This is a genomic window from Pseudomonas sp. K2I15, assembly GCF_002204795.1.
Classification (GTDB): Bacteria; Pseudomonadota; Gammaproteobacteria; order Pseudomonadales; family Pseudomonadaceae; genus Aquipseudomonas.
In genome coordinates, this window is sequence record NZ_NIXO01000132.1 from 1 (window position 1) to 2,930 (window position 2,930).

Consider the following 2,930-nt stretch of genomic DNA (forward strand, 5'->3'; position numbering starts at 1 on the left):
CGGTGGATCAGTCGCAGATGCAGTGACTGACACACCGCATTCGCGAGCAAGCCCGCTCCCACATTTACTGTGCCCACTTTGGATTTTTGGTGGGGCCAGTACCGCGCGTCCACCGGCCCTTGATGTGGATCAGGTGCGATGTTCTACAGTGGAACTCACGTGGGCCAATTGACGCCGGCATCGCTGCCGGCGAGGAGAGCAAGGATGCGTTATTCACCCTTTGTCGAGCGCATTGGCGGCGAATCCGTCAGCGCCTGGGATATTCACTACACCGCCGTCGAAGCGCAGCAGCGCGGCGAAGATGTGATTGTGCTGAGTGTCGGCGACCCGGACTTCGCCACAGACAGCGCGATATGCGAAACCGCCGTCGACGCATTGCGCGCCGGCGACACCCATTACACCCACGTGCTCGGTCGCCCAAAACTGCGGGAGGCCATCGCTGCCAGGCAGAGCCAGCTGCAAGGTATTGCGGTGCACGCCGACAATATCGCCCTGGTGGCCGGCGCGCAGAATGGCCTGTTCGCCGCCTGCCTGTGCCTGTTCAGCCACGGCGATGAAGTGCTGGTGCCAGAGCCGATGTACCTGACCTACGAGGCCTGTGTGCATGCCTCGGGTGCACGCATCGCAACCGTGGAGCAACCGGCCGCCAACGGCTTTCGCCTGACCCGCACCGCGCTGCAAGCGGCCATTACCGACAAGACCCGGGGCATCGCCCTTGCCACCCCGTGCAACCCCACCGGCAATGTCTATAGCCGCGAAGAGCTGGAAGCTGTCGCCGAAGTGGCACGTGCCCATGACCTGTGGGTGATTTGCGATGAGGTGTATGGGCAGCTCATCTACGACGATCAACACTTGAGCATCAGCGCGTTACCCGGCATGGCCGAGCGTACGGTGGTGCTCAACAGCCTGTCTAAAAGCCACGCCATGACCGGCTGGCGGGTGGGCTGGGTGGTCGGCCCGCCCACCTTGATCAGCCATCTGGAGAACTTGCTGCTGTGCATGATTTATGGCTTGCCGGGGTTTATCCAGGCGGCAGCGATCACCGCACTGGCGCTGGATGAAGCCGTGGTCAGCAATGCCCGCACGGTGTATCGGCGCCGGCGTGACCTGGTGGTGAACGCGTTGCGTGCAATCAGCGTGCTGGACTGCCGAGTGCCCCAGGCCGGCATGTTCATGCTGGTGGACGTGCGCCGCACCGGGCTCACGGGCCGGGACTTCGCCTGGCAACTGTACCGCCACACCGGCGTATCGGTGCTTGACGCCCAGGCCTTTGGCCCCAGCGCCGAAGGGTTTGTACGGGTTTCGTTTACCGTCGCCGATCACACGCTCAAGGACGCTTGCCGGCGCATTGCCGGGTTCGTTGAAGGGCTTGGGGCCAGCGCAGCGCCTTTACGTGATCGCCGATAACGGGCATAACACGCCCTTTGCCCCGTTCGAAGGCCCGCCATGTCTCAAGGATTGACCTATCGCCAGGCCCACCTGGATGACCTGCACACCCTGTGCGTACTCGGCCAGCCGTTGAATCGCCTGCACCACCAGGAACGGCCCGACATCTACCGTGACGCCACCGACCAGGTGGAGCGCGACCAGTCCCATTGGCGGCCCTGCCTCACCAGCCGGGTTCAGGCGGTGTTTCTTGCCGAGCTGCAAGGCGCTGGCGTGGGGTTTATCACCGTGCAAATCATCGAGACCGCCAGCCCGTTGCTGCAGCCGCTGCGCGCCGCGCGAATCGGCTCGATCTGCGTGCTGGAGGCACAGCGCGGCCAGGGCATTGGCCGCGAGCTGATGGCGCTCGCCGAGCGCTGGGCGATCCGCCAGGGCGCCGGTGATTTGCGCCTGACCGTCTGGGCCTTCAATGAGCCGGCGCAGCGGCTGTACGAGGAATTGGGCTACGAACGACGCGCCTTCGAAATGGGCAAGCGCCTCGGTTAAATCGATGGACAAGCCGGCGGGCGATCAAGCTGCGCCGGGCGTTGGCGTCATTCAGCCGCGATGAGGGCATTGTGCTGCCTTGACCTGATCCCCCTCGCCGCTGAAAATGCGCGACGCTTTTCCCGTCTCCCCGTTTACTGAAGTAGTGAAATTTCAATGTCTGATTCCCGTACCGAAGAATCCGTAGTCACCTTGCAGTCCAAAGCTGAATACGAAAACGCCATCAATCTTTCACAGCACGTGCCGGCGGCCAAGACCATCAGTGAGATGGTGCTGGACGCGTTCCAGCGCGACAAGGAAAGCGCCCAGATCCGCGAACTGCGCATGGCCATTCGCCAGGCCCACGACGCCTTCGACGACGACAAAGCCTACGACCTGATGGGCGAGCTCAAGCAGCTCAAGGACGCCGAAGCCGCCGACAACGCCGCCCTGGAAGACCTCAACACCAAGTTTTCCATCAGCCGCATCCTGTCCAGCTTCAAGGACGATCCGGAGTTCCAGGAGCTGGTCTACGGCCTGGCCCTCAAGGTGCTGAACCAGACCCACCAGGCCATCAGCAACCCGAGCGCCGGCAAAGGCAAGGCTTCACGGCCGAAGAAGGAAGCGGAAGTGTTCGCCATCAGCAAGGACGGCATCAGCGTCACCCTGCCGATGCGTACGCCGCGCGCCAAGCTGAATGTCGACCGTGAAGCGTTTGAATTCCTGGGCTTCACCTTTGTGGGTGAAGGTGACGAGGCGGAACTGGAAGTTGAAACCTTTGTGGATAACTCGGGCGCCGAGCAGCCGCTGACGCGTAAAAGCATCATCACCGCACTGCAACAGCAGACTGCGTTTGATGGCTACAGCATCGCCCAGCAGTAACCCGATCTAAATGTGGGAGCAACTGTCTTGATGGCCATAACCTAGGCATCGTTCTCAAAGACAGCCAAGCTCCCACAGCTCTGCGCCGTGTGACCTTTACGACATACCGCTGCCGAATCAGGCAGCGTGCGCTTTCC

The 2,930-nt window shown here is 62.3% G+C and carries 3 protein-coding genes; all 3 read left to right on the plus strand.

The window, feature by feature from the left end; genetic code table 11:
• The first annotated feature begins 204 nt into the window (after positions 1 to 204).
• Entirely contained in the window at positions 205 to 1,407 is a 1,203-nt protein-coding gene (locus tag CEC48_RS30700) for a pyridoxal phosphate-dependent aminotransferase (RefSeq protein ID WP_088427240.1), read from the plus strand.
• A gap of 39 nt (positions 1,408 to 1,446) precedes the next feature.
• Positions 1,447 to 1,932, plus strand: coding sequence for an N-acetyltransferase (locus CEC48_RS30705; protein ID WP_088427241.1), 486 nt, complete (start codon positions 1,447 to 1,449; stop codon positions 1,930 to 1,932).
• A gap of 156 nt (positions 1,933 to 2,088) precedes the next feature.
• On the plus strand, positions 2,089 to 2,793 hold the full coding sequence (locus CEC48_RS30710; RefSeq protein WP_088427242.1) for a hypothetical protein: 705 nt from the start codon (positions 2,089 to 2,091) through the stop codon (positions 2,791 to 2,793).
• The last annotated feature ends 137 nt before the right edge of the window (positions 2,794 to 2,930 follow it).

What these genes read in the sequence shown, in the direction of transcription:
- CEC48_RS30710 (WP_088427242.1), top strand. Translation starts at nt 2,089, where the DNA reads ATGTCTGATTCCCGTACCGAAGAATCCGTAGTCACCTTGCAGTCCAAA.
- CEC48_RS30700 (WP_088427240.1), top strand. Translation starts at nt 205, where the DNA reads ATGCGTTATTCACCCTTTGTCGAGCGCATTGGCGGCGAATCCGTCAGC.
- CEC48_RS30705 (WP_088427241.1), top strand. Translation starts at nt 1,447, where the DNA reads ATGTCTCAAGGATTGACCTATCGCCAGGCCCACCTGGATGACCTGCAC.